The sequence below is a fragment of the Sinorhizobium prairiense genome (genome assembly GCF_029201645.2).
GTDB lineage: Bacteria > Pseudomonadota > Alphaproteobacteria > Rhizobiales > Rhizobiaceae > Sinorhizobium > Sinorhizobium meliloti_A.
This window is the reverse complement of the sequence record NZ_CP104133.1, coordinates 993,747-1,019,474: the sequence shown is the minus strand read 5'-3', so window position 1 is coordinate 1,019,474 and position 25,728 is coordinate 993,747. Positions and strand designations below refer to the sequence as shown.

Below are 25,728 nucleotides of genomic sequence, written 5' to 3'. Positions count from 1 at the left end.
GGATAACCCTCCCGGGAGGTCCGTGTTGGTCGCCACCGGCAGAACGAACATGCCGGTGGCCGTTCCGGGTGCGCGATCTACTCTTTCGTCACGTCATGGAGATCGAGGAGGAAGGAGGGCTGCAGCTTGAACCCCTTGACCGCGGCGGTGGTCACCGCGTTCTGCTTCCAGTTGGCGACGAAAAGCCACGGCGCATCGTCATGCACGATCGACTGGACCTCGCCATAGAGCTTGCCCCGTTCGGCCTGGTCGGTGGACCTGCGCGCCTTTTCCAGAAGCTCGTCCAGCTGCGGATTGGAATAGTAGCCGGAGTTGAAGCCTCCCTTGTCGGGCATGGCATCGGTGCGCAACGTCAGATAGGGAACGGTATCCGGATCGTTTGTCATCCAGGCCATCTCGGCCATGTCCGCCTTGCCCTCGAGGCCGGGATTTACGCGGCCAAGGAAGGTGTTCCACTCGTAGGTCTCAATCTTGACCTTGAAGCCCACAGCCTGGAGATCCGCCTGGATCGCTGCACCCATGGTGATCGGATCGAGCATGCCCGAGCCGCCTTCGGTAACGTAGAACGTCACCTGCGGATTTTCGACGCCGGCTTCCGCGAGCAGTGCCTTGGCCTTTTCGGGATCATGGGCATAGGGTTCCACCGAGCTTTCCACCCAGTTGAAGGCCGGCGGTATCGGGCCGGCCGCGACCGTCGCCGTTCCCTGCAGCACGTCGTCCACCAGCGTTTGCTTGTTCACCGCATAATTGGCCGCCTGGCGCACGCGCTTATCCGCAAAAGGCCCCTCCTTTGTGTTCAGGATGGCGAACCAGACATGCGGCCCCGCCTGCTCGGCCACGGCGAAATTGGCATCCTGCTCAAAGGTAGCGAGATTGTCCGGCGGCACCTCCACCATCACGTCGATACCGCCGGCCATCATCTCGGCGACACGGGTGTTGGCGTCGGTGATGGGACGGAAGACGACGGCCTGAAGCTTCGCGGCGCCATCCCAGTAGTCCGGATTGCGCTCTACGACGACGCGCTGGTTCGACAGCCACTCCACGAACTTGAACGGGCCGGTCCCCGACGGGCTGCGGCCATATTCCTTGCCATGATTTTCCACGGCGGCGGGGGAAACGATCAGACCCGTGGGATAGGCAAGATTGGAAAGGAACGGCGCAAAGGCTTCGCTGAGCCTGAACTCGACCGTATGCTCATCCAGCACATTGACCGCTTCGACGGAGGCGAAGTTGAAGGAAAGCGGGAATGGCCCGGTGTCGTAGAATGGATGGTCCTTCTTCAGCATGCGGTCGAAGTTGAACTTCACCGCCTCGGCATCGAAATCGGAACCGTCGTGGAACTTCACGCCCTGTCTTAGCTTGAACGTATAAGCCTTGCCGTCATCCGAGATTTTCCAGCTTTCCGCAAGCGCCGGCTCAACCTCCAATGTCCCGTCCTTGAAACGGACGAGGCCGTCATAGACGTTGACCAGGATGCGGAAGTCGTTGGTTGCGGTCACCGTATGCGGGTCCAGAGACTGCGGCTCGGCAATCTGGCCGACGACGAGAACGTCGGGCGGAGTCTGCGCTGCGGCCGGCGCGGCGGCAGCCCCTGCAAAAGCAAGAGCGGCCAAGGCGATGGCGCTCCGAAACAGCCTCTTCATGGGGAAGATCCTTTCGATTTGGCTTCAGTTCGCGAGGATGTATTTATAACGATAAATCTTCACGTTGCAATAATTTATCATGATTGAATTTTGGCCCTCCAGGAGGGCCGAACGTCCCGCAAGCCTTCCGGTGGACGACCGCGGGCTTCCCGGGGAGCCGGCAAAGGCAGAGGTAGCGAGAGATTGACCAGGTCCGCGTACTTGCTCAGCAGGTCGAGCAATCGCATCCGGCGAATTCCAGGAGGATGGCAGGACTAATACCAGTCCGCGCCCTCTCCCAACACGCCCCCAATGTCGCGGGCACTGTGCAAGATGCGTTCTATCCGCACATCGTCGCCGGTAGCAGTGTAAAACACAACGTAACGGCGAAACGGAACCGAACGCAGGCCCACGCGCAATTCCGGCCGGGGTGCTCCACTACGCGGAGCAATGGCCAATCCGTTGCAACGGGCGCGCAACTCGGTGACGAACCGATAGGCCGCGGCCGGATTGTCGATGTGAATGTAGTCTGCGATCTCTTGCAAATCCTGCGCGGCGGCAGGGGCAAATGTAACAGCCACTAGGAACGGCTTTCACGGTATTTTACTTCAAGGCGATCAAAGACTTCATCGGCAGGAATGCCGGAGCCGCTCTCGGCGCCCTTGGCAATTTCCGCCCGAAGGGCTTGGAGGCGTGTTTGGCGCTGTTCCTCGCGTTCCTCAAGAAGGCGCAAACCGTCGCGCACGACCTCGCTCGCGCTGGCATAGCGGCCACTCTCGACTAGATCGCGTACCAGGTCTTCGTAGTATTGGCCGATGCTGTAACTGGCTGGCATTGGAACTTCCCTTTCGGCTTCGATACTATCAAGTTTTGATAGTTTTGAACACCCTTTTCGAACACGGCGCCCCGACTTCCCGAGGCGTTCGGCCCGCCAAACGAGGTCGGTCAAAAGAGCGTAGCGATTTTTTTGACGATGATGTCGGATCGGCGGCGGCTGGTGCGTCTTCGTATCATCAGGTCGGGATTTCGATCTGAAGCACAACGACCAGGAGGACGACGCGATGTCTAAGAACACCATTTGTCTATGGTACGACAAGGACGCCGAGGAAGCCGCCCGCTTCTATGCGGACACCTTCCCAGACAGCAAGATCGGAGCCATCATCCGCGCGCCCGGCAAATACCCCGACGGAGAAGAGGGAGACGTGTTGGTCGTCGAGTTCACGGTGGCAGGTGTCGCATGCGTCGGATTGAACGGCGGCCCCACATTCAAGCACAGCGAAGCTTTCTCATTCCAGATCAGCACCGAGGATCAGGAAGAAACAGACCGCTATTGGAACGCCATCGTCGGCAATGGCGGTCAGGAAAGCGAATGCGGCTGGTGCAAGGATAAGTGGGGCGTATCCTGGCAGATCACACCTCGCACTCTAATGGACGCGCTTACGGCTGGTGGCGAACAGGCAAAACGCGCATTCGACGCGATGATGTCGATGAGGAAAATCGACGTAGCTGCGATCGATGCGGCACGAAAAGGGGCTGACACGCTATGACCGCCGACAAGATCAAAGGACCGGCTTCCTATTTTCCATCGATCGAGAAGACATACGGCCGTCCGATCAGTGATTGGCAAGCGCTCGTGCGGATGCACTATCCAGCGAAGCACATGGAACTCGTCGCTATGCTGAAGAGCGAACACGGAATTGGCCACGGCCATGCAAATGCGATCGTCGCGTACACTCTCGTGGAAGACGAGACTCCTGTTCCACGGTGAATTTGGAACTGTCGACTTGCGATAGGTTTGCCGGTCGCAGAGGCAAAATAATCCGGCAATCGGCAGCTGCTGTCCGCGCTACCGGCAGGCCTGGCAGCCAAGGTGGATCGAGCGTCTCGCTGACCGAAAGCCTGATGATGGTTGCCGTTGCCGTGTGGATGGCGCTCAGGATACGTCCGGCTCGTCCGCCTTCAAATCCTGCTCGGCCTGTCGTACCTTCTGCCGGGTAAAGCCCCGAAGGCCGGAGACCTCCTCTGCGTCGCGCTCGATCTGGACCTCGCTTGCCGCATAATACACCGCAAGCTTCGCGACGGACATCAGCGCATGGAGATGGATACGCTCGTAGCCGTGCGACGCGTCGACACCGAAGGTGAGAAGCGCCGTGCGGACGTCGTGCCCCGCCTCGACGGCCGAAGCGGCATCGGAACGATAGTAGCGGAAGACGTCCTTCTGGACGCGGATGCCATGTTCGCCGCAAAGCTCGTAAAGTTTTTTCGAAAGGTGATAGTCGAAAGGTCCCGTCTGGTCCGCCATCGCGAGCGTCACGCCGAACTCGTCCGAATTCTGGCCTGGCGCGGTCGTGCCGTTGTCTATCGCCACCAGCGAGGCGATTTCCGGGACGATTGCCGCTGACGCGCCCACACCCACTTCCTCGCCGATGGTGAAGAGCCAATAGGTATCGACCGGCGTTTCCACCTTCTCGCGCTGCATGGCCTCGAGCGCCGCAAGCATGATGGCGACCCCCGCCTTGTCGTCGAGATGCCGCGAAACGATGAACCCGTTCTCGAGGAATTCGGGCTGCGGATCGATGGCGACGATGTCGCCGACGTCTATTCCGAGCTGCACCAGGTCGTTCCGGTCGCGTGCGAGCGCATCGACGCGCAGCTCGATATGACGCCAGCCCGTCGGCTGCGTGTCGACCTCCTCGTTGAAAGTGTGACCGGAGGCTTTCAGCGGGAGAATTGAACCGCGATAGGTGCCCTTGCCGGAAAAGATCGAGGCGCGGGCCCCCTCCGCGAACCGTGCGGACCAGTGCCCGATCGATACCAGTTCGAGGCGGCCGTTTTCCTTCAGCGCCTTCACCTGCGCGCCGAGGGTGTCCAGGTGCGAGACGATCCCGCGGGCCGGGCGCTCGGCGGCCCCCGGCCGAAGAGCGCGGATCGCACCCCGGCGGGTCAGCTTGACTTCCAGGCCGAGACGCTCGAGTTCGCGCGCCGTGTAGCGCACCGCCTCGTCGGTGAAACCGGTCGGGCTCGCAATGTCGAGCAGAGCTTTCAGCCGGCTGGTGAGATAGTCCGGGTCTATATTGATCGGTGTCTGCATGAATGCGTTGTCGCAATCATGGATGCCTGCGTCAACAATGTTGCCGAAGCGACGCGCGCTCCCGCAGATCGTCACGCGCGTCTCGAAAATCGCGGACGGGAACATCGCACCGCCCGCCACGTTGTAAGGTACTCAGCTATTCGGCAAGGCCAGGCCAGGCGTCACTCGGGAGGTTGCGTGGGCAAATCCGCGAACGAAAAACGAAACGGCGTCCCGCTCATTCATGGCGCCAGCAATCTGCCGTCGGTGACGGTCGACGATTATAATCTGGAGCTGCGTGACGGCGACGGCTTCCTTGGCGACAGGGCCAACAAATTTGCCTTCCAGGAAAAGCTCGACGCCTGGCGCAAACGCGTGCGCAAGGGCGGCGACGATCCGCTGGGCCAGGCCCTGACCCAGGATCTGTCCAAAAAGCAGGTCGATGCCCTTCTGCGCGGCGACGACAAGGAGGCGGCCGCGCTGATCATGGGTGCGGTCGACGAATTCGCCGGCGAGCTCGCCAGCGTTCTCGAACGGTTCCTCCAACAAAAGAACTGGAAAAATACGCAGCGCGTCGTCATCGGCGGAGGCTTCCGGGGAAGCGCAGCGGGCGAATTGGCCATTGCCCGCGCAATGGTGCTGCTGAAGGCTGAAGGCATCAAGATCGAACTCTCCCCCATCGTTCACCATCCGGATGATGCCGGGCTCATCGGCGCCGCGCATCTCATGCCCGCCTGGATGCTGAAGGGCCACAAGGCGATCCTGGCCATCGACATCGGCGGCACCAATATTCGCGTGGGCATAGTCGAGCTGCACCTGAAGGATGAAACCGACCTCTCCAAGGCAAAGGTCTGGAAATCGGATATCTGGCGACATGCGGATGACAAGCCCAACAGGAGCACGACCATCGAGGAGCTCATCGGCATGATCGAGAAGCTTATAGCCAAGGCGGACAAGGCGGACCTTGCGCCGGCGCCGGTCATCGGCGTGGCCTGCCCCGGCTTGATCAACGAAGACGGCTCGATCCTTCGCGGCGGCCAGAACCTCCCGGGCGGCAACTGGGAAAGCGAGCATTTCAACCTGCCTGCCGCGCTCAAGGACGCCATTCCGCAGATCGGCGATCACGAGACCTTCGTGATCATGCACAACGACGCCGTCGTGCAAGGTCTGTCTCAGATACCGTTCGTGCAGAATGCATCGAGCTGGGGGATCCTAACGATCGGGACCGGCCTCGGCAACGCGCATTTCAGCAACAAGGCCGAAAATTGAGCAGCCGCGCGGCAGCTTCCGGGCCGCCGTGAGTGCCCGAATGGTTAAGCGCCTGATGCGCAATCCCGGCGAATTGTCGGCTTTTCCTCGACCGTGAGTTAAAGGCTTTCGGCTAACCTTCCTTCACAAGCAAAAAACGGGGAGTTCCGATTGTGAAGGTAAAGTCGAAAGCATTGGCCGGACTGTTCGAAGCCCGCAAAACCGTCGCCCGCAGCACCCTTGCCGTCATGCTCGCCGTGACCACCTGGGGCTGCTCCTCGACGGTCAGCCAGGAAACGACCGCTTCGATCGCCAGGGAAGTCGGCTATCCTTTGCCGGAAAGAAAGCCCGCGCCGGGCAAGCAAGCGGTCACGCAAAAAACGCCCAAACTCGTGCGCTCGGCCTATCTCGGGCGGGCTCCCTATGTCTGCACGCCCAGCGGCTTCGGCAGCACCTCGCGCTGTTTCCTTCGCTGAGCGTTTTCCGAAAAAGCGTGGGGCGGGGTTGCGGGCCTTTCGACGCCGGGCTCATCTGCGGAGCCGGTTTGAACTGCTGACATCGGCCAGCCGCGCAACCCCTTCCCGGCCGGGGTTACTCGACCCGGCCGAGTCTCGCCTCGATGCGGCTCAGGCTCGCGCCCACGTAATTGCCGCGTCGAAGCTTGGCGAATTCGTCATCTGGCCTCACCCGTGCGTTCTTGAAGACGTACCAGGTGCCGTCCGGCTCTCGCCTTTGATAGATCACGCCACCCCGCTTGGCGTGGCTGAAGCAGGTCGTCGCCGGCGCCGAGCCATCCCTGGCGTGCCATTCGGCGCGGAAGCAGAGTTTCCCCGGGCCGGTGATGAACCAGCGGCCGACCCCATAGGACGGTTTGCCGTTCTCCTTGGACCAGGCGGTAAACCGGCGCGCCTGCACCGAGAAATAGCCCGCTCCCTCTTTCCATATCCAGGATTTCTGGCCGTAGAGTTGGAGCAGTTCCGCGTGCGTCAGCGGAGTTGCCTTCCTCTCCGGGCGCGCAGTGGCGGCCTCGGCGAACGAAGCACCGGCTATGCTGGCAGCCAGCGCGATTGCCAAAGGTATTCCTCGGGATATCGATTTCATCACATGCCTCCATCGGGCACCTGCCCGCTAATGGTTTCGCGGACCACCCGCCAATCGGGGCGGCCGTAGCCCTGCGGCCAGTCATAGATCTCGCGATCGTTGAAATAGACTACGGCTGTCAGCTGCGGGAATTCGGCGTGCCGCTCGGCGACCGACGCCGCCCAGCTTGCTGCGTATGTACCATCGCCCTCATAGCCGAGCTCGGCGACCATGATCGGCTTGCCGAAGTTCATCACCCGGCCGTATCCGGGCGCCAGCCGCTCCGCGAATGTCTGATCGCGCCCGGTCGTGCCCCGATCGTAGGGCTGGTAACCGAATACCGAAAGCCCGACGATATCGACGACATCGTCACCCGGATAGAAGGCTTCCAGACCCTCGTTGCCTTTGGGCGACCACATGAACTTCGCGTGCTTCAGGTGGCTGCGGCAAACAGTCACCACGCGGCGATAGGCTGCCTTGAAGTCGTCGCCCCCCAATGGGACCAGGAGAACTGGTTGTCGGTTTCGTCCATTTCCTGGCCCCAGCGGATGATCACGGGACTCTTGAGGGCAGCGGCGGCGGAGCAGACCTGCGCCATGTTCTCGTCGCGTTCGCCGCTCAGGATCGAACGCAGGAGCTCCCCTTCGGTCACGCGCCACTCGGGCGACCATGACCAGGGTTCGACTGTGATCATGAGCGAACGGCCGCGGGCTTGGGCATAGTCGTCGGCAAGCGTCAGTGTCGACAGATCGACGTCTTCCCAGGGCAGGAAGAGATGCTCGATCTTCGAGCTGCCCGGCGCGCCGAAGTCGCCGTGGGGATCGTAAGCGCCGAAATCGATCGAGTTCTCCGTCAGGACGGGCCGCTTGTCCGATGGTGTCGCCATCGTCGGCGAGTTCGGTTCGGGGATGCCCCGCGGCATGTTGGCCGCGAGCACGGTACCCGACAGCAACAGACCGAGAGATGCAAAGGTAATGGCCTTGGATTTCCTGTTCATCGAACACCTCCAACCGCGTTCATCCCGGCTTGCCGGCCAACGCTATTCTTTGTTTCCTTCACTTGGCCCTCGATACGCTCCTTGAAGGCTGTGAGCTTGGCGGCGACCAGATCCTCTCTGACCAGCCGGTTGAACTCGTCGTCTGCCTGCGTCCTGGCATGTCTGAAGACGTACCAGTCGCCGGACGGCTCCCTCTTCTGGTAGATGGTTCCGTCGAGCGTACGGTGGCTGAAGCAGGTCTTGTCGCGGGCGGCGGCACCCTGGCTGTGCCACACGGCCGTCAGGCAGAGTTGGCCGCGGTCATTCACACTCCAGCGGCCTTCGGCCCAGCTCTCCCCCGTGGGTGATTGCGCCCAGGCCCGGAAGGCGCGGCCTTCACGGTCCATCCGGCCGGCGCCGCTCTCCCATTTCCAGGTCTTGTCCTGGAAGATCATGTAGAGCTCGACGCCCGTCATGGTGCGGGCCTTTTCGGGAACGGCAACTTCCGCGGACGCCGGTGATTGGCAGAGGGCAAGGACGGCCAACATGCCAAGGGCGAAGCGCCGGCCGGGCAGCGCATGTCGGGTGCCGCGGCCCTCTCTCCCGAAGAATGGGACTTTCACTTTCATGTTCCTATCCCCTCTTAGAGTTGCCGTCCCGCTGTTCCGCAGGGGCGGAAATCCAGCGTGGCCGGAAGACGATCTTGCGCAATGCCGTACCGCCCTGCCCGGCTCCGGCCACCGCATAACGCTCCTCGAAGATGCGCAGGTGCCCACTGCCCCATGCAAGCGCCTCGAGCCCGTCCTTCCCGTGTTCGGCAGTCGCAATGCCGGGCAGTGCGACGACCGCCAGGAGCCCGGCCGCTATTGCGGGACGATAGAAACGGGAGGCGGTGCCAACGGCGTTTTCTCTCGAATGCCGCAGGACGATGACCAGCAGAAGCAGGCAGTAAATTGCCGCATTGAGGATCGCGAAGAGGTAGAATCCCTTGGCCTTCGCGGCATCTTCGACGAGCAGGACCGGTAGGGCGGCCGCGACCGCCAGGAAAAAGTAGGGCGCGAGCACGCGAAGGGGCAGCGGATCGACCTCGGATGATCCCTTCGGCGTGACACGGAAATCCACGAAGGACCCGGTCAGCCAATCGCGCAGAGCGGCCAGCGTACCGGCAAGCGCCCAGGGCCAGCGCGCAAACAGGAAGAGCATGCACTCCCAGCTCAGGATCTTCGCGTCGTAAGGCCTGAAGGCGCCGGTTGCCCGCCAGCGATAGGCCAGCAGGACGAGGATGATCGAGAGCGGCGCGAAATAGGCCAGAAACTCCGGATAGGTCACGGCGACAAAGGTCTCGCCGCGCGCAAGGGCGACGATCGGCATTGCAAACATCAGCGCCATGAAGCACGCGAAGAGCGGATACCAGAGCTGCGAGAAGAGGAACTGGAACTTCAGTCGCAGCGGCAGCCGGCCGACGAGACGCGGCGAATACTGCAGCAGGAGCATCACGAGACTGCGCGACCACTGGAACTCCTGGGTCACCAGGTCGGCAAAGGTGCGCGGCCCGTCGCCATGCGCGATCGCGTCGAGCGCGTGAATGCCGCGCCAGCCTGCCGCATTCATCATCAATGTCGTCGAATGGTCTTCGGCAAGCTCCGGGCCGAGACCGCCGATCTCCTTGAGGGCAGCCGTGCGCACCGCGTAGTGAGAGCCGATGCAGAGCGGCGCGAGCCCGCCATTGTATCCGGCCTGGAGAGCACCGTGCATGCTCGCCTCCGCATGGAGGCGGCCGCGCGCCGACCAGCTTTCTGAAGCATTGCGGTCGCAGATGCTCGGCGCGGAGACGTAACCCACTTCCGGGTCGGCAAATGGGCGCAGCATTTCGAAGAGGTACCCGGGTGCGGGGACGTGGTCGGCATCGAGCTGGGCCACGAAATCGTACCGGTCATAACCGTAGTGATCGTAGAAGAAGGCGAGATTGCCTTCCTTGCAGCGGGTGCGCCGTGGCCATGTGGCCCGGTGATAATCTGCCCGGCCCTTGCGGGTGGAGACGAGGACGCCATGGCTGCGGCACCAGTCGAGCGTCGCTTCGGACGGATCCTCGTCTGCAAGCCAGGTGTCGTGCGGCACGTCCTGCGCAAGCATCGCCTCCAATGTCTCGGCGACGACGGAAAAGGGTTCCGACGGTGCCTTGGTGACGACCATGGCAATGCGACTGGCGGCCGGGAGCCGCAACGGCCCGTTCGGTTTCAACGCGCCATAAAAGACGGCAATGAAATAGGCCGGCAGCAGGGTGACCCAGGCAAGGACCGAAGTCACGATGGCACTGCCCAAAGCGTCAACGTGATGGCGCGGCTCCAGCCACCAGGACCAGAAATGGACGAGCGCCGCGACCCAGAGCCCCGCGCCGAGCAGAAACTCCATCCGGCGTCCGCGCGTGAGCACAGGCACAAGCCGCGGCTCACCGTCTTCGGAAATGCGCGTCGGCTCGTTGGCGGAAAGGACGGTCATGACCGCACCTCCAGCCCGAAGAACGGGGCGGCGGTTCGCACGATCGTCTCGAGATCGGAATATCGCGGCAGGAAGCCGAGCGTCCGGCAGGCAAGCCCGGCATCCGCATAAAGCGCCGGCGGATCTCCGGCACGACGCCGGCGAAATACGACCGGGACGTTATGCCCGGTAATTTCGCCGATCGTCCGCAGGACTTCCTTTATCGAGAAGCCGCGGCCGGAACCGACGTTGAGCGCGAGGTTGCCGCCGCCTTTGGCGAGATGCCGGTATGCCAGCACATGGGCGCTCGCAAGATCGGCCACGTGAATATAGTCACGCACGCAGGTTCCGTCCGGGGTGTCGTAGTCCTCGCCGAAAATCTCCAGATGCGGAATGCGGCCTGCCGCGGCCATCAGAGCCCGCGGAATGAGGTGCGTTTCCGGGTCGTGCCATTCGCCGAGGTCGCCCTCAGGATCAGCGCCACATGCGTTGAAATAGCGCAACGAGACGTAATTCAGCGCAAAGGCGGCCGCATAGTCGGCGAGCATGTGCTCGGCCATCAGTTTCGTCTTGCCATAGGGGTTGATCGGTGCCTGCGGCGTCGCTTCATCGATAGGCAGCAACGCCGGTACGCCATAGGTGGCGCAGCTCGATGAGAAGATCACCTTGTCGACACCCGTCTGGCGGCATGCATCGAGGAGCGACAGCGTGCCGCCGACATTGTTGTTGTAGTATTTCGCAGGATCGGCGACGGATTCGCCGACATAGGCGGATGCGGCGAAGTGGATGACGGCGTCCGGCTGATAGGCCTCGATGGCCTCGATCAGGTGGCGGCCCTCCAGGATATCTCCCTGAATGAATGGTCCCCAGCGCACGGCGGAACGGTTTCCGGTCGACAGATTGTCGTAGACGACGGGCTCCATGCCCTCCAGGCGCAGAAGCTTCGCGGTGTGACTGCCGATATAGCCGGCACCACCGGTGACGAGGATACGTGGCGCAACCATCAGACCAGCTCCGCGCTTTCCCGTATCGACCGGGAGAGAAGGTCGTCGAAATAGCGGATCGTGTGCGCAAGACCCTCGGCCAGATCGACCTTCGGACGCCAACCGAGCTCTCCCGTCGCGAGCGAGATGTTCGGGCGGCGCTGGCGGGGATCGTCGACAGGCAGAGGCCGACGGACGATCTTCGAGCGCGAGCCGGTCAATCGGACCACCTCTTCGGCGAGTTCGCCGATCGTGAATTCCGCCGGATTGCCGAGATTGACCGGTCCGGTAAGGGACGGCGGCGATGCCATGAGGCGGACGAAGCCGTCGATCAGCTCGTCGACGAAACAGAAGGAACGGGTCTGCGAGCCGTCGCCGTAGATCGTGATGTCCTCACCCTTAAGGGCCTGGACGATAAAATTGGAAACGACACGGCCGTCATCCGGACGCATCCGCGGGCCGTAGGTGTTGAAGATACGGACGATCTTGATTTCGACCCCATGGGACTTGTGGAAGTCGAAGAACAGGGTCTCTGCGCAACGCTTGCCCTCGTCATAGCAGGAGCGCGGGCCGAAGGGATTGACGTTGCCCCAATAGCTTTCCACCTGCGGGTGGACGTGCGGGTCGCCGTAGATTTCCGATGTGGACGCCTGGAAGATGCGCGCGCCACGACGCGCGGCCAGATCGAGGAGGTTGAGCGAGCCGATCACGCAGGTTTTCGTCGTCTGGATCGGGTCTGCCTGGTAATGCGGCGGCGATGCCGGGCATGCGAGGTTGTAGATCTCGTCGACCTCGAGGTCGATCGGCTCCACGACGTCGTGGGCGATGACGCGGAAGGTATCGAAGCGCTTGAGCGGCGCGATATTGCGCCTCAGGCCCGTCGAGAAGTTGTCGAGGCAAATGACCTCGTGCCCGGCGCCGAGAAGCAGCTCACAAAGATGCGAGCCCAGAAAGCCGGCACCGCCCGTAACAAGTATTCTCTTTTGAAGGCTTCGGCGACGCAATGAATCTATATCGTCATTCGCACCGAAGACAGAACCCCTGAAGTCATTTGTGAAATAGTTCACGGAATAATCCTCACACTATCTGCTAACTTCTAAAATTCATCCACAGCAGGCACAATAAATTGGTGATCGAAACTTTACCGTTCGAAACTACCTTAATTACTTTCGGGCAATGCTTGGAACAACTGTAGGTATTTAATACAAGCAGCAGATGGGGATTGTCGTTATCACCCAATCCCGATTGTTATCCCGCCGTGCATTTCTACATATAACGGGGTATAAACTGGAAACTGGCAGGTGTACCTCGACGATTCGATTCCACCCTGGGGCGAGTTGTGTCAGGGTGGGACAGACTCGCCGCTCGGGTAAATCGCTCTTTCGGGCTCACCCGGACGGGCAATCCATTTCGCTGGAGGGTTGCATGACGAAGGACTCCGGATCAGGAGATGACCCCGTCGAAGTTCCTGCTTGGCCCGCCCATATGGAGCGGCGCCGATGGCCGCGCGATCCGGCAGCCCGAAAGGACCGTTCAGCCGAAAGGTCGCCGGCGCTCGTACCTTCGCGATTCTCGACCCGTGAATTGCCGCCCCATGAGCAATTTAGATCCTGGCGGGCGCATATGGCGCCCCTCGTGGACGTGCGCCTGCCCGATGGGGTGTCCGAAGAGGACGGCTTTGCGGCCGAACTGACCGGTTGGCATCTGGGCGATTTGCTGATCGTTCAACAGGTGACGCCGGCACATAGTTACGAGCGCTCCCAGGCCATGTTGCGCTCGAGCCCCATCGATCATTGGAACGTCGGTCTCTTTCGCAGCGGCCGGTCATGGACAGAAGCCGACCGCCGCGTCACCGAGACGGGGCCGGGGGAGTTCTTCTTCCGGTCGCTCGGCTATCCCTATCGCGGGCGCATGACGGATGCCGCATCTATCCTTCTCTTCATGCCCTATGAACTGCTCGCGGACGATGCGGGCAAGCTCGAGGGTGCAAACAATTCGGTCTTGTCCGGCAGCCTCGCCGACCTGCTCGCGAACTATATCAACGGCATGGAAGAAAACCTCGGCAACATCACCGTGGAAGAAGTGCCGCGCATCGTTCGCACGATACGCGACATGGTGGTCGCCTGCGTGGCGGCGGTGAGACCGGATGCGGGAGGCTCCCAGGCGAAAATGGGAGTGATGGAGCGGGCGCATCGATATATCCACCTGAACCTGCACTCGGCCGACCTGACGCCCGAAGCCATCTGCCGGGAGCTGGGCATTTCCAGAACCCGTCTCTATCAGCTATTCGAGCCGAGCGGCGGCGTGCTGAACTATATCCGCAGACGTCGGCTCCTGCAGGCGCACGCGGAGCTCAGCGATCCGACGAACAACCGGCCCATCGCGGAGATCGCCGAAGCGGCCGGTTTCGACCTCGCCGCCAATTTCACACGTGCCTTCAGCCACGAATTCGGAGCGAGCCCGCGCGAAATCCGTAAGGCTGCGGCCGCCGAACGCCTCGCCACGCCCGTTGCCCCGCCGGAGCGGGACCGCGGGGCGACGATCGGCGACTGGCTCAAGTCGGTTCAAGGATGAGGGATGAGCAGCGCACCCGTGGCACATGTTCGGGCGTCATGGACTATCGACACCGTCATGATCGCCGGGGTTTCCGGCATCAAGCGTTGGCGCCGCCGTCTATGACCAGCGAAGCACCGGTGACAAACTTGCCTTGCGGCCCCGCCAGCCAGGCGACGAGTCCGGCAATGTCCTGCGGCTCACCGTAGCTGCCGGTGGCGATACGTTCCCGTTGCGCTTCGGCATGGTCGCCATCGGCCGGGTTCATATCGGTGTTGGTCGAGCCTGGATGAACGATGTTGACGGTGATCCCGCGCGGTCCGAGGTCACGGGCCAGGCCTTTCGTCAGGCCGGCCAGAGCAGCCTTGCTGGCCGAATAGAGGCTGATCCCCGGCCAGGGAACGAGTTCGGCCAGGTTGCTGCCGATCGTGATTATCCTGCCGCCGTCACCGAGATGCCTTGACGCGGAACGAATGGCCACGAAGGGCGCACGGAAATTGACGGCCATCACCTCGTCGAAATCGGCGACAGTCGTCTCCTCCAGAGGAGCCGAGTGCCAGATGCCCGCGCTGTTGACCAGTATGTCCAGCCCGCCCAAGGTTTCCACTGTCTGGCGAATGGCCTGCTCGATGGCTTCGGCGTCGCGGTTGTCGGCGCGGATTGCTACCGCGCGACCGCCTGCCTGCTCGATCTCGGACACGACCGCCTGCGCCTGGTCGGCCGCATTCACATAAGTCAGCGCAACCGCCGCCCCCTCCAGAGCAAGCCTCTTGGCGATAGCCGCGCCGATACCCCTGCTGCCGCCGGTAACGAAAGCGGTCTTTCCACCCAAACTGATCGATGTCATCGGAAAACTCCATTTTGTAATGATCGATACATAAATGTTGCCCGAGCTTGCCAATGCCTGTCAAGCGATATATTTATCGATCGTTACAGAAAAGAGTTGATCGATGTCCGACAAAGGCCGGCCCCGCAGCTTCGATCGTGCCGATGCGCTCATGCGCGCCATGCAGGTGTTTTGGGAGAAAGGATACGAGGGCGCGTCGCTGACAGCGCTGACCGCCGCCATGGGCATCAATGCGCCCAGCCTTTATGCCGCATTCGGCTGCAAGGAAGCGCTCTACCTGGAGGCAATGGAGCTCTACGCGCAAACGGTCGGCACTGAAATCTGGGAGCCGCTGGAGACAGCGCCGACGGCAAGGGAAGCGGTCAAGAGATTCCTTCTCGCGACAGCCGAAGCCTATTCTCAGCCGGATACCCCGAACGGCTGCCTTATAGCGCTCGGAGGACTTCACCAGGCAGCGATTCCCAAAGCGGTCTGCGAAGCGTTGACCCGTCACCGCACGGAAAACATCGATAAGCTACGCCACCGGCTGGAGGCTGCAATTGCCGGAGGCGAGTTGCCCGACGGGGTGGATGCCGGGGCCGTAGCGACCTTTTATGCGACGGTACAACATGGAATGTCGATCCTCGCGCGCGATGGCGGCAGCTATGAAGCGCTGAAAAACGTCGCCGACGGCGCAATGGCCGCCTGGGGCGTGTTGACGCAAAACGCCTCGTCATAGGAATGCCCGGCGGGCTTCGGATACTCGCCGGGCAAGCTTGAGGTACACAGCAGGAGAAGAAAGGCTACGCGGCTTCTCCCGCTCGAACGCGTCTAAGATCCATGATTTACTGAACGACCTGCACCACCGTGCGGCTCTTCGGCTCGACGATGACGCGCTTCTCGTTGACAACCGCATAGGCATAGCGCGTATCGTCCGGGATCGGCGTGACCACCACCGTCTCAGGCAGCGGCTTTCCGACTACGATCTCCTGTTGAACGACGACCGGCTCTGCCGGAAGCGGCTGCGCCTCGACATACTCGATTACCTTCGGCGGCGGCGGATCGAGCGCCGCACCCGCGACCGCTCCTGCAACGCCACCAACGGCAGCCCCGACAGGGCCTCCTATGACTGCACCTGCAGCAGCTCCGCCGGCTGCGCCGGTTACGGTGCTGTTCTTGGTCGTGCTCTGCGCTGCTGCTGGAGCAGCAAAGCAGCCGAGCCCGAGACCCAGAACAAGCGCACCTTTGACGATCAGATTTTTCATCAGGCATTCTCCCGTTATGCGAAATGCGTCCCTTCCGCCAAACAACCCGTTGGGCTCAGGAGTTGTTCCGTGGCTTGGCGGAATGCGTCACGCAGCGAGCTGGCGAAATCGCCTCAATGCCTTGCTGGAGGAAATCCATGCAGGCGATGGGGTGTCGCCGGTTCCCTTAGGCCGGTGTCGCACTATAAGTGAAACCTACAGCCGGAGATATTTGCCCGCACGCACGCCGAAGGCTCTCGGGAAATGGAGGAACAGCATTGGCCGACAATCCGCTCTACGACATTCGCGACGAACGTTTCCGTTCGCTGATCGTTGGCAGCGCAGCGCTCGAAGAACTTTATCGCGGCTGCCGCTGGGCGGAAGGACCGGTCTGGTTTTCCGACCTCGACTGCCTGATCTGGAGCGATATTCCGAACCAACGCATGATGCGGTGGACGCCGCACGGCGGCGCTTCCGTCTTCCGCTCCCCCTCGAACTACGTAAACGGCAACACGCGCGACCGCCAGGGCCGCCTGATCTCCTGCGAGCACGGCGGCCGGCGCGTGACCCGCACGGAACATGACGGCCGCATCACCGTGCTCGCCGACAGTTATGAAGGAAAGCGGCTCAATTCGCCGAACGATGCCGTGGTGCACTCCGACGGCTCGATCTGGTTTACCGATCCAACCTACGGCATCATATCTGACTATGAGGGCCACAAAGCGGAACCGGAACAGCCGACACGCAACGTCTACCGCATCGACCCTCTATCCGGCTCTATCAGGGCCGTCGTCAGCGATTTCATCCAGCCGAACGGGCTCGCCTTCTCACCGGACGAGGCGCGGCTCTTTATTGCCGACTCGGGATCTGCAAAGCACGAGGTTCCTCGCCATATTCGCGTATTCGACGTCGCCGCTGGCGGCGTTCTCGCAAACGGCCGCTATTTCTGTTCCATCGACAACGGCAATCCGGACGGCTTCCGTTTTGACGTGGCGGGAAATCTTTGGTGCAGTGCTGCCGACGGAGTGCATTGCTTCGACACCGACGGCACCCTGCTCGGCAAGATCCTCGTGCCGCAGACGGTATCGAACCTCACCTTCGGCGGTCCCAAGAAGAACCGCCTCTTCATTACGGCCACCCGGTCGCTCTATTCCATCTACACGGCAACGAACGGCGTGCAGTATCCGTGATGCCCTCAGCACGCCTTCGAACTTGGGAGCGCCCTTCAGCTTAGCCTCAGATCGACGCCGGGGTGGAGTTTCTTGAGGTTCGGCAGGGACTTCGTCTGCCAGGGGAACTCGGAGCTTCCGCGAACGGTAAACTGGATGTTCGGCCGCTTGCGCGCTTCGATGGTGAGCTTCGCGAGCAGGTTGATTCCGGAGGAATTGAGGAACTGCAGCCCCGTGAGATCCACGGTCATGCGCTCCGGCTCGGCTTCGAGCATATCCATTACGAGGGAGAAAATCGGGGCGTAGGCTTCGGTGCTCGGCAAGCGCATCGTCCCGTCGAAAAAGATGTCCTTGTCTTCCGACCAAACGCGATATTCGTCTTCCTTGATTTCCATGTTTTCGTTGTCCGTCAATTCGAGAGGTCGGGGATGGCGATAGAAGCATAGGTTTCCAGCGGGATCTTGCCATCCGCTTCGCCGGATCCGAATATCCAGGCGAAGTGTGCACCATAATCGCTCATGAGCGTCAAAAGTCCAAGGCCGGAACCGGAGCCGGATCCTGTTGCGTTCGCCTCTATCCGCTCAATCAGAAGGTCGGACGGATCTCCTATCGTTATTTCAGAAAGCAGATGGCGGAACTTGTCGGCCGTGCCCTCGTCGACAAGATTGGAAATCTTGGTTCGGAACGTGTTGGAGGCGATCGCCGCCTCCACGACGATCTCGCCGCCTGCACGGAATTTCACGGCGTTCTCTATCAGCTCATTGGTCAGATAGCCGACATTGTGCCGGACTTCCTTGTAGAGGCCGCGGGACGTCTTGTAGCGCAGAGCCGCGAACTCGGCGACGAAGTCGGACGTCATCGCGCAATGCTTCCAGCCGAGATCGAGCGGGCCGTCGAAGAGACGTAGTTTCGTCGAATTCTCGCCCGTGCCGACGGCAAGGTCCTCCAGTCCATATAAGCTCGTCATCCGCTCACCTGTGCCTCATCACCACCAGAGTGATATCGTCATGAATTTTCTGGGTGCCGATATGTGCCATCAAATCCTCGATGATACCGGCCTTGACGTCCTCGGCGCTGCTGCCATAGCGGCATCGCGCGCTTTCGCAGAGCCTTTCGATGCCGAAGAGTTCGCCGGTTCCGCTCTCCGCCTCCGTCACGCCATCGGTATGGAGGATGATCATGTCGCCGCGACCGAAGGAGATTTCGCGCGTTGCGACAAAGGCGGAAATATCCGGCTCCAAACCGATGGGCAGACCGAGATCCAGAGTGTCGATCCGCTCCACCCTTTCCAGATCTCTGATGACGATCAGCTCCTCGTGCTGCCCGGAGAGCGTCAGCCTTGCGCCGTCATAGTCGAGAAATGCCAGGGAGAGATGCTTGTTGGTCCTGGTCCTGACGAGATTCTTGTAGATCGCCCGGTTCACGCGATTGAGGAATTGCGCCGGCTCCATCTCGCCCATTTCCTGCAAGGCGCGGGCTACGGATTGGACCATCAGCATCAGCACGCCGCTCTCGAGACCATGCCCCGTCACGTCGCCGATGCCGATCTTCAGCCGCTTTCCGTCCTTCAGAACGTCGTAATAGTCGCCGCCGACCTCGTCGGCGGGCCGCATATAGGCGGCGATCTCCAGTTCGGCGATTTCCTCGAGCTCGCCGGCCTTCGGCAGGACCATCATCTGGATATGGCGGGCAACGGCGAGTTCAGCGCCGAGACGCAGGTTCTCGCTGCGCAACTGCTGGTTCAGCGCTGATATCTGGAGGTTCGCCTCCTCGATCTCTTTCGTCCGATCCTCGACCAGCTGTTCGAGGTTCTCGGTGTGGAAGCTGATCTCTTCCGCCATACGATTGAAGGCGGCGCCGGCGTCGCCGACCTCGTCACGCGTCGGAATGTCGACCCGCACCGAATAGTCCTTGGCCTCGATGCGCTTGGCGGCATTGGCGAGCGCGCTTATGCCGCCGGTGATCCGCTTGGATATGGCAAATACGGCGGCAATGACGAAAAGCAGGGATACGAGGAGCGCCAGGACCTGATAAATCAAGATCCTGTTGGTCGCCTCCGAGATCCCGGCCTGGGCGGCAAACAGCGAAGCGTAGATTTCCCGCTCGGGCACGGCGATGCCGAGCAGCATCGCTTCACGGCGGACCGGGCCGGATGCCCAAAGGTTGGTCGGCTGCAACTGTTTCAGGACGACCAGATAGGGTACCCTCTCGCCGTTCTCCTCAAGGAAAATATGCTTGAGCAGGCCATCCTCGCCCAAAGGCAATTGTGCAATTTCCGGCTGGGCGCTGCGACGGAGAGAGCGATCGAGACCCGTCACACCTCCGCTGGCGGCCGCGTTCGACGCCCGAAGGCCAATGATCTTTTCTCCAACCGGATTGATGGCAACGACGTTGCCGTCGGACATCGTCAGAAAGCCGAAACCGGTCTCGGCAACCTTAACGTTCTCGACGATCTCGGCCAGCTGGTCGAGCGTGATATCCGTGCCGGCAGCGCCCAGCACACGGCTGCGGTCGCGCGACCACAGCGGCTGGAAGAAACTCACGATGAGCTTACCGGTTATCGCGTCGGTATAGGGCGCCGTCTGAGTGACGTCGCCATTCACCGGACGTGACTTCGGATCATGCGCCCATTGTTCCCAGGATTCGTAGAGCCCGGGAAAGAAGAAAGACCAGAACTCCGCCGAATTGTGCCCCGGGTAGAGCTTATCGAAGGTCTGGGCCTGGTCAGTGTAGGGCGCCGTCCTGAATATCGGTCGCTCTTTCGGGCCGATATAGTACATCTGCAGCTTCGACTGACCGTTTGCGAGCAGGCTCGGCGCGACAAGGTCCAGAACCGCGCTGTTCTCGATGTCCGTCTGCACGTCGGGAAGCGGAACATGGTTCTGGTCGAGGAGATAGCCCCAGACGCTGACGACCGAGGGAGGGCCCGGCAGGTTCTGAGCCCATCCCCCTTTCTGATCGTAGGCGACCGTCACGGTTCCCGGCGCACCGCGCGCCATCGCCTCCCCGATTTCCGATTTTCTCACCGGCCGATCGATCTGCTCCTGGAGAACGCCCGCCAATGTGCCCACATCGGAGTGGACCTGGTTGAGCAGCAGGTTGACCCGGGCAGCCGTGGTTGCCGCATAGGAGCGGATATAGTCCTGGTTGGCCTCCTCCAGGCCGCGGCCGACTTCCGCCGCCGCGTCGCGGGAAAGTCTCTGCACGTTCCAGAGCGCAAGACCGCCGGTGACGAGCAGATCGAAGAGCACCGCGCTTCCGACGACCAGCACGAACTTGGCGCGGAAGGAGCGGAGGCCCAAACGGGAGGTGTTTTCCCGGGCAGACTCATAGCGGCTTGCGCCCCGAGGCCGCCCAGATCGGCCAGCCGGCATAACCCTTGGGATGGAGAGCCGCAAAAATATGGTCCCGGAAACCCTGCCGGAAACGTTCGATGAACTCGGGCGGGTCGCCGCGCTTTACGGCCATTTCACCGGCATAGACGTTCTCCCAGGCGGCGATGATATCGGCGAAGTCTTGAGGGTCTCCGTCGAGATTGGTGACCATGAACGATTCGACGATGATATCGTCAAAGCCGGCATCGACAAGATAGCGCTTGCTCTTCGGTCCGAGCTCCACATCCATCTCGAAATGGCTGAACAACCTCGCGACCTCGTTGTAGGTCCACTGAATGCTCTGTGCGCGCGGCTCGCCGAGACAGTGCGAATTTTTTTCGTTGGTTATATAGACGCGCCCGCCCGGCTTGCAGATGCGGAAGAGTTCCTTCAGGAGCACGTCCGGCTGGTTGAATATCTGCAGCGAATGGCGGCAAGTGACGAAATCGAACTGGTTATCCTCCAGCAGCATCTCGGAGGCATCGCCATAGGTATATTCGATATCCGTGACGCCGAAACCGGACGCCACGTCGCGCGCATAGGCGAGGCTCGCCTTCGAATGGTCGAGCGCGACGATGCGTGCCGGCTGGAACTCCTTTCGGGCCAGCATGGCGAAGTCGCCGATGCCGCAACATATGTCCGCCATCGTCATACCCGGGCGCAGGCCGTGACGCGGGAGGATCGTACGCTCGTGGCGCCAGGTCATTTTCGTCTGTGTGCGCAGGATCGGGATGAAGCTCGTATTTTCCACGAAGCTCTGCCCGGGATAGAACTTCGAGTCGTAGACCTCGACGGTCACTTGCGGCTCGATCTTGTTCAAATGGGCGAACATGCGCTCGGTCCAGCCCACGACGCTCGAGGTCACGACGACGAAGCGAATGTCCGACCGCGTGCGACAGGCATCGAGAAGGACGCGCGCGAAGGCGTGATAGGCCGTGTTGTTCATCTGTACCAGGCGCTTGACGTTGATGTAGAGAACGCCCCGCACCTCTTCGATTGCGCCTCTGAGCATCGATATGCTTGCGGCAATCTCGTCGGCCGAGCGCGGTCGCATCACCCCGGAAAGAGCGAATTCCTGGCTGTTCGGGTCGAATTCCACCTTGAAGGGAACTGCAAACGCTGTCGTACTCACCTCACCACTCCTTCAAGAGGTAGATCCACGACAAGCGTGATCGATGGCGGATCGCTTTCGTCGAGCCGGACGTCGGCATCGAAATTGATCGACAAGTCCAGAAGAACGGCCTCGCGAACTCGGTGCGAGATCGGTGGAGATGGAATCAAGGTAGCGCGCATAGGCGTCGCCGTCGCGGGTCTTCGACACCGCCTCGCGATAAAACTGCCTCTGACCGGGCGGGCACGGGAACGTAAGCTCCACCCGCTCCGTCGGCCCCCATCGATAAACCGCACACCCGATCCGGCCGTCGGGGGAGCCGCTGCGAAACGAGACCTCGAGGAGTTCGTTCAAGGCGGAGGAGAAGAAATTCGAGTGGCGAACGGGATCAGTGCGATTGTGACTTATCATTCGCGCCATGAAGGTCGACAGCTGATCGCAATGGTTCCAATCGGAAAGAAAGGCGCCCATCTCCATCTCGAACTGGAGCAAGGGCTCGAAAGCGGCTTCCCTTGGCTGGTTCTCGGCTCCGTGCATGCGGCTTCCTCCGTTACGCAAAAAAGCGACGCGAAATTCAATGGCTGCCCGAAATAATTCCCGGCATTGACCCCCCTCATCTTCGTTGAAAACCTGCCGCAGGGATGGCCGGGGTTTTGCGGATAAAGTCGGCTATCGCTTCCGCGCGCATCGGCATGCCCAGAAAATATCCCTGCAGGCGATCGCAACCTTCATTCCTGAGCCAGGCTGCCTGCTCCGCGGTCTCCACTCCTTCGGCGGTAACATCCATGCCGAGACCGTGGGCGAGTGCGATGATGGAGCGCACGATCGTCTGGCTCTTCTCGTCCCTTTCCAGGTCCCTGATGAAATATTGGTCGATCTTGATCGTGTCGAACGGGAAATTCTTCAGGTAGCTCAGCGACGAATAGAAGGTACCGAAATCATCGAGCGAAATCTGCACACCCAACACATTCAAGGTATTGAGCGTATCGAGGTTGTTGATCGTGCGCTCCAGAAGCACCGACTCGGTGATTTCAAGCTCGAGGCGGTCTGCGCGCATGCCGACCAGGTCGAGCGTCTGGGCCACGCGGTCCGTAAGCCCCTCGTGAAGGAATTCGGCGGGAGAGAGATTGACAGCGATCGTGAAGTGGGACGGCCAGTCCATGGCAGCCCGGCACGCCCGCTCCAGCAGCCATCGCCCGATGTCGCTCATCAGACCGTCGGCTTCCGCCATCGGAATGAAGACACTCGGAGGGATGATGCCGACCAGCGGGTGACGCCAGCGCAAAAGGGCTTCGAAGCCGACGACCGCCGAGGAGGGCTTCACCAAGGGCTGATATTCAAGGAAGAACTGCCCCTCCTGAAGGGCGGTGCGCAGGCTTCGGCGCAACATTTCCCTTTGTTCCAGCACGACGAGCATCGAGCGGCTGAACGTACTTGACCGGCCCCGACCGTCTTTCTTCGCAGCATAAAGCGCGATATCGGCAGCTTTCATCAGCTGCTCGACCTCGTTGCCGTCCGCCGGCGCGACGGCAATTCCGACGCTTGCTCCGACGAAGACGTTGATGCCCTCGACCGTGAACGGTTCCTTGAAGGCGTTGATCAGTGCGTCTGCCAGGCGTTCTGCCTCGCTCGGCTGATCGGCCCTCCACTGAATGACCGCGAACTCGTCCCCGGCCAGACGGTAGGCGAATTCCCGATCCCTCAGGACGCTCCTGATCCGGTCCGCCGCCATCTTGAGAACGGCGTCGCCTGCCCCGTGTCCCAATGTGTCGTTGATCGGCTTGAAATCGTCGAGGTCGATCTGCATGAGCGCCAATCGGACGCCGTTGGGCACAGGCAACGCGCCCCGCAGCTGATCGCTGAACTGCCGCCGGTTGGGCAACCCGGTGAGAACGTCGTGGGTCGCCTGATGCAGGAGAAGAGCACGATCGCTCTCGCCCTGGCTGAACGCTTCGCGGTAGGTGGAACTGCTTTCAGCTTCGACCACCCCGATGCCGCGCGCACTGCGGAAAATGACGAGCGTGCGTCGGCTCCCGGTCGATGCATGGGCGATCTCGACGGTTCGCGGCAATCCGCTTGCGACGACGAATTCCACGGCGGACTTCGGTCCGGGCGCCAGCAGTTCCGGATAGATGTGCCAAAGGGACGCCTCGACGAGAGAATCGACGGCATAGGTTTGTCTGTGCCGCGGCGTGCATTCGACGAGCTGAAAACTCGCGTCGTAAAGCGAGACAAGTTCGTCGGAACCGGCGAAAAAGTCGGACTCGACGGAAGATGAAGCAGGCAGTGTCGTGTCGCCGTCCGGCATCCTCGCCTTTCCTTCCGTTCCGTGTCGCCCGAGCAAGCCCCTGAGGCTACAGTTCGCTATCTTCGATGCATGCCAATTGCCGTTCCCAACCCCATTGTCAGAAAAATTATCGCGGAACGTGTCGCGGTCAATGGCGCACGACTGCAGAGAGTTAATTTGCGTGATTCCGGCGAATGGATGGCTAAGGCTTGTTGAGATTCATTTTGAGTTTATGATGGCCTTTGATCGTAGCCGATCAAAGGACAAAAACACGCAGTCGCTCAAAGGGCTACAGCGGAGGACTGCAATCTCCTCATCCTCATCTCTCTCTGTGCTTGTCTCAGAGATCCAGCAGCGCCGCGTCTGCGGCGCGGGAAACGTTCTTTCAGCCCAAGGACTTGGTCTGGCTGGATTCCCGTGACTAGCACAGGAATGAGGAAATCAAACAAGTGGCGGCGGGTGCCCGCATCTCGACAGGCCTTAGAACGGGACGAGGATCAACTTATCGCGGCAGGCAGACCATAGGTCGCGTGCGAGAGAGCCCGCTCTATGCCGCGCAATTCTGCGAGCCCTTTCAATCGGCCGATCGCCGGATAGCCGGGTTGCGCCCCACGGGAGAGGTCGTCGAGAATCTCCTGCCCGTGATCCGGCCGCATCGGAATCTGGTGGTCCGACCGTCCGGCGGCGCGTCGCCGCTGCTCTTCCTTGAGCAGTTCGCCAATGACGGCCACCATGTCCGTGTCGCCCTCCAGATGCTCGTCCTCGTAGAAGGAACAGGGTGTCCGTTCCTCCTCGCGATGGACGTTGCGCAGGTGGACGAAATGAATTCGGGACGCGAACTGGCGGGCCATGGCCGGCAGATCGTTGGCGGCAAGGGCGCCGAGAGAACCCGTGCAGAGGGTGACGCCATTGGCCGGGCTGTCGACCTCCCGCAGCATGAAGGCGTAATCTTCGGCGTTCGAGAGAATGCGCGGCAGGCCGAGCAGCGCCCAGGGCGGATCGTCGGGATGGGCACAGATGTTGATGCCCGCCCGTTCCGCCACCGGCGTCACTTCCGCGAGGAACTCTACCAGGTGACGCTGCAGTTTTTCGCGACTGACGCCGTCATAGGTGCGCAGGTGCTCTCGAAGCTGCGGCAGACTGTAACCGTCGGCGGAGCCGGGAAGCCCCGCGCCGATATTGCGGGAGAGGGCGAGCCGCCGCTCCTCGGTCATTTCACGAAACCGCCGCTCGGCCGCCTCCACCGTCGGCGCGTCATAGTCCTCGTAAGCGCCCGGCCGCTCAAGGAGATGGAGGTCGAAGGCCGCAAAGTCGATGCGGTCGAAGCGCATCGCCTTGGCGCCGTGGCGCGCGGTCCAGCGCAGATCGGTGCGGGTCCAGTCGAGGACCGGCATGAAATTGTAGCAAACCGTGTGGATGCCGGCGGATGAAAGACGGCGCAGCGTTTCCTGCCAATTGGCGATGTGCTCGCGCCAGGGACCGGTCTGAGTCTTGATGGACTCGGAAACGGGCACGCTTTCCACAACCTCCCACTCCAACCCGCCTGCGCGCACCTCCTCCTGCCGCTTGCCGATCTCTTCAACGGGCCAGACGTCGCCGGTGGGAATATGGTGCAGCGCGCTGACGATCCCGTGCGCACCGGCTTGCGCTGCATCTTGAACGCTTACCCGGTCCACCGGCCCGAACCAACGCCATGTATGTCGCATG

General features: G+C 61.4%; 25 protein-coding genes and 2 pseudogenes. 8 read left to right on the top strand and 19 right to left on the bottom strand.

The window, feature by feature from the left end:
- Positions 1-77 precede the first annotated feature (77 nt).
- The 3 genes from N0Q91_RS28075 to N0Q91_RS28065 all read right to left on the bottom strand — a co-directional run bounded on the left by N0Q91_RS28075 (position 78) and on the right by N0Q91_RS28065 (position 2,457).
- Positions 78-1,643 (bottom strand): ABC transporter substrate-binding protein, encoded by a 1,566-nt coding sequence (locus N0Q91_RS28075; protein WP_275598804.1) that lies wholly within the window; start codon positions 1,641-1,643, stop codon positions 78-80.
- Positions 1,644-1,897: 254 nt separating this feature from the next.
- On the bottom strand, positions 1,898-2,203 hold the full coding sequence (locus N0Q91_RS28070) for a type II toxin-antitoxin system RelE/ParE family toxin (RefSeq protein ID WP_275598803.1): 306 nt from the start codon (positions 2,201-2,203) through the stop codon (positions 1,898-1,900).
- Positions 2,203-2,457 (bottom strand): type II toxin-antitoxin system ParD family antitoxin, encoded by a 255-nt coding sequence (locus N0Q91_RS28065; RefSeq protein ID WP_275598802.1) that lies wholly within the window; start codon positions 2,455-2,457, stop codon positions 2,203-2,205. The genes N0Q91_RS28070 and N0Q91_RS28065 overlap by 1 nt, the downstream gene beginning before the upstream one ends.
- A gap of 226 nt (positions 2,458-2,683) precedes the next feature.
- Here N0Q91_RS28065 and N0Q91_RS28060 point away from each other — a divergent pair, with 226 nt between their 5' ends.
- Both N0Q91_RS28060 and N0Q91_RS28055 read left to right on the top strand, forming a co-directional pair.
- Positions 2,684-3,169: a VOC family protein gene (locus tag N0Q91_RS28060; protein ID WP_275598801.1), complete on the top strand. Its 486-nt coding sequence runs from the start codon at positions 2,684-2,686 to the stop codon at positions 3,167-3,169.
- Positions 3,166-3,390 carry a DUF4287 domain-containing protein gene (locus N0Q91_RS28055; protein WP_275598800.1) on the top strand — a complete coding sequence of 75 codons (225 nt, stop codon included), beginning with the start codon at positions 3,166-3,168 and terminating at the stop codon, positions 3,388-3,390. Before N0Q91_RS28060 ends, N0Q91_RS28055 begins: the two co-directional genes overlap by 4 nt.
- A gap of 165 nt (positions 3,391-3,555) precedes the next feature.
- Here the strand turns inward: N0Q91_RS28055 and N0Q91_RS28050 are convergent, their stop codons facing one another.
- Entirely contained in the window at positions 3,556-4,713 is a 1,158-nt protein-coding gene (locus N0Q91_RS28050; RefSeq protein WP_275599748.1) for an osmoprotectant NAGGN system M42 family peptidase, read from the bottom strand.
- 177 nt (positions 4,714-4,890) lie between these two features.
- Here N0Q91_RS28050 and N0Q91_RS28045 point away from each other — a divergent pair, with 177 nt between their 5' ends.
- Positions 4,891-5,961, top strand: coding sequence for an ROK family protein (locus tag N0Q91_RS28045; protein ID WP_275598799.1), 1,071 nt, complete (start codon positions 4,891-4,893; stop codon positions 5,959-5,961).
- Between the two features lie 152 nt (positions 5,962-6,113).
- Positions 6,114-6,416, top strand: coding sequence for a hypothetical protein (locus N0Q91_RS28040; protein WP_100672325.1), 303 nt, complete (start codon positions 6,114-6,116; stop codon positions 6,414-6,416).
- A 115-nt stretch (positions 6,417-6,531) separates the two neighbouring features.
- On the opposite strand, the gene N0Q91_RS28035 is transcribed toward N0Q91_RS28040, so the two are convergent.
- From N0Q91_RS28035 to N0Q91_RS28010, 6 genes and pseudogenes are all read right to left on the bottom strand, one after another.
- Complete coding sequence (locus N0Q91_RS28035) at positions 6,532-7,041, bottom strand: DUF995 domain-containing protein (RefSeq protein ID WP_275598798.1); 510 nt, start codon at positions 7,039-7,041, stop codon at positions 6,532-6,534.
- Positions 7,041-8,017: pseudogene (locus N0Q91_RS28030) on the bottom strand (glycoside hydrolase family 26 protein). Before N0Q91_RS28030 ends, N0Q91_RS28035 begins: the two are co-directional and overlap by 1 nt.
- Complete coding sequence (locus tag N0Q91_RS28025) at positions 8,014-8,625, bottom strand: DUF995 domain-containing protein (RefSeq protein WP_275598797.1); 612 nt, start codon at positions 8,623-8,625, stop codon at positions 8,014-8,016. The pseudogene N0Q91_RS28030 and the gene N0Q91_RS28025 overlap by 4 nt, the downstream one beginning before the upstream one ends.
- A gap of 4 nt (positions 8,626-8,629) precedes the next feature.
- Positions 8,630-10,495, bottom strand: coding sequence for a glycosyltransferase family 2 protein (locus N0Q91_RS28020; RefSeq protein ID WP_275598796.1), 1,866 nt, complete (start codon positions 10,493-10,495; stop codon positions 8,630-8,632).
- On the bottom strand, positions 10,492-11,478 hold the full coding sequence (gene galE, locus N0Q91_RS28015) for a UDP-glucose 4-epimerase GalE (protein WP_275598795.1): 987 nt from the start codon (positions 11,476-11,478) through the stop codon (positions 10,492-10,494). Before galE ends, N0Q91_RS28020 begins: the two co-directional genes overlap by 4 nt.
- The gene (locus N0Q91_RS28010) at positions 11,478-12,470 is read right to left on the bottom strand and encodes a UDP-glucuronic acid decarboxylase family protein (RefSeq protein ID WP_275599747.1); all 993 of its coding nucleotides are present in this window, start codon (positions 12,468-12,470) and stop codon (positions 11,478-11,480) included. The genes galE and N0Q91_RS28010 overlap by 1 nt, the downstream gene beginning before the upstream one ends.
- Before the next feature lie 412 nt (positions 12,471-12,882).
- Between N0Q91_RS28010 and N0Q91_RS28005 the strand changes: the two genes are divergently transcribed.
- Positions 12,883-14,031, top strand: a complete 1,149-nt coding sequence (locus tag N0Q91_RS28005; RefSeq protein WP_275598794.1) for an AraC family transcriptional regulator — start codon at positions 12,883-12,885, stop codon at positions 14,029-14,031.
- Between the two features lie 79 nt (positions 14,032-14,110).
- Here the strand turns inward: N0Q91_RS28005 and N0Q91_RS28000 are convergent, their stop codons facing one another.
- Positions 14,111-14,857, bottom strand: coding sequence for an SDR family NAD(P)-dependent oxidoreductase (locus N0Q91_RS28000; protein ID WP_275598793.1), 747 nt, complete (start codon positions 14,855-14,857; stop codon positions 14,111-14,113).
- A gap of 103 nt (positions 14,858-14,960) precedes the next feature.
- On the opposite strand from N0Q91_RS28000, the gene N0Q91_RS27995 reads away from it, so the two are divergent.
- Positions 14,961-15,575 (top strand): TetR/AcrR family transcriptional regulator, encoded by a 615-nt coding sequence (locus N0Q91_RS27995; RefSeq protein WP_275598792.1) that lies wholly within the window; start codon positions 14,961-14,963, stop codon positions 15,573-15,575.
- Positions 15,576-15,681: 106 nt separating this feature from the next.
- On the opposite strand, the gene N0Q91_RS27990 is transcribed toward N0Q91_RS27995, so the two are convergent.
- Entirely contained in the window at positions 15,682-16,101 is a 420-nt protein-coding gene (locus tag N0Q91_RS27990; RefSeq protein ID WP_275598791.1) for a DUF1236 domain-containing protein, read from the bottom strand.
- A 257-nt stretch (positions 16,102-16,358) separates the two neighbouring features.
- Here N0Q91_RS27990 and N0Q91_RS27985 point away from each other — a divergent pair, with 257 nt between their 5' ends.
- Positions 16,359-17,270, top strand: coding sequence for an SMP-30/gluconolactonase/LRE family protein (locus N0Q91_RS27985; protein WP_275598790.1), 912 nt, complete (start codon positions 16,359-16,361; stop codon positions 17,268-17,270).
- 35 nt (positions 17,271-17,305) lie between these two features.
- Here the strand turns inward: N0Q91_RS27985 and N0Q91_RS27980 are convergent, their stop codons facing one another.
- The 5 genes and pseudogenes from N0Q91_RS27980 to N0Q91_RS27960 form a co-directional block, all read right to left on the bottom strand.
- Positions 17,306-17,644, bottom strand: a complete 339-nt coding sequence (locus tag N0Q91_RS27980; RefSeq protein ID WP_100672571.1) for a slr1659 superfamily regulator — start codon at positions 17,642-17,644, stop codon at positions 17,306-17,308.
- A gap of 14 nt (positions 17,645-17,658) precedes the next feature.
- Positions 17,659-18,216 carry a slr1658 superfamily regulator gene (locus N0Q91_RS27975; protein WP_100672336.1) on the bottom strand — a complete coding sequence of 186 codons (558 nt, stop codon included), beginning with the start codon at positions 18,214-18,216 and terminating at the stop codon, positions 17,659-17,661.
- A gap of 4 nt (positions 18,217-18,220) precedes the next feature.
- Positions 18,221-20,623: a SpoIIE family protein phosphatase gene (locus N0Q91_RS27970; RefSeq protein WP_275599746.1), complete on the bottom strand. Its 2,403-nt coding sequence runs from the start codon at positions 20,621-20,623 to the stop codon at positions 18,221-18,223.
- Complete coding sequence (locus tag N0Q91_RS27965) at positions 20,577-21,755, bottom strand: class I SAM-dependent methyltransferase (protein WP_275598789.1); 1,179 nt, start codon at positions 21,753-21,755, stop codon at positions 20,577-20,579. Before N0Q91_RS27965 ends, N0Q91_RS27970 begins: the two co-directional genes overlap by 47 nt.
- A pseudogene (locus tag N0Q91_RS27960) lies at positions 21,752-22,211 on the bottom strand (ubiquinone biosynthesis methyltransferase UbiE). Before N0Q91_RS27960 ends, N0Q91_RS27965 begins: the two are co-directional and overlap by 4 nt.
- Here N0Q91_RS27960 and N0Q91_RS27955 point away from each other — a divergent pair.
- On the top strand, positions 22,110-22,328 hold the full coding sequence (locus N0Q91_RS27955; RefSeq protein ID WP_275599769.1) for a hypothetical protein: 219 nt from the start codon (positions 22,110-22,112) through the stop codon (positions 22,326-22,328). The pseudogene N0Q91_RS27960 and the gene N0Q91_RS27955 sit on opposite strands and share 102 nt — an antisense overlap.
- 19 nt (positions 22,329-22,347) lie before the next feature.
- On the opposite strand, the gene N0Q91_RS27950 is transcribed toward N0Q91_RS27955, so the two are convergent.
- Together N0Q91_RS27950 and uxuA are read right to left on the bottom strand one after the other, a co-directional pair.
- The gene (locus N0Q91_RS27950) at positions 22,348-24,042 is read right to left on the bottom strand and encodes a putative bifunctional diguanylate cyclase/phosphodiesterase (protein WP_275598788.1); all 1,695 of its coding nucleotides are present in this window, start codon (positions 24,040-24,042) and stop codon (positions 22,348-22,350) included.
- 476 nt (positions 24,043-24,518) lie between these two features.
- Positions 24,519-25,727 (bottom strand): mannonate dehydratase, encoded by a 1,209-nt coding sequence (gene uxuA, locus N0Q91_RS27945; protein ID WP_275598787.1) that lies wholly within the window; start codon positions 25,725-25,727, stop codon positions 24,519-24,521.
- Position 25,728: the final 1 nt, after the last annotated feature.